The organism is Lacticaseibacillus sp. 22 (genome assembly GCF_055413445.1).
In genome coordinates this window covers 1-293 of record NZ_JBVAYD010000080.1, presented here as the reverse complement: position 1 = coordinate 293, position 293 = coordinate 1, and the positions used below count along the sequence as shown (strand labels likewise).

The window sequence follows — 293 nt, the reverse complement described above, 5'->3', positions numbered from 1 at the left end:
TCCACAGGGACCACAAGGTCCACAAGGGGTTCCCGGAAGCAAGGATGTGCCTTATCCATATGTACAATTGTCGGCCCCAGCAAGCCCGAAAAAAGGCGATACTTGGTGGCACGGCACGAGTTACAATGACGCAACTGCCTTGCAGTATTATGACGGCTCAAAATGGGTCGATCAGAGCATTCAGCAAGCAGTGTTGAATATCAAAAAGTTGCAATCAATTGAGATTGACAGCGCAGAAATTAATTCTCCAACAATAAACGTGCCTTTCACTCATGCTCCTATTGAAGGTGGAC

At 47.1% G+C, this 293-nt stretch carries 1 pseudogene; it reads left to right on the top strand.

What is annotated here, in order from left to right:
- Positions 1–293, top strand: a pseudogene (locus tag ACWP87_RS13865) (phage tail protein); the annotation flags it as partial.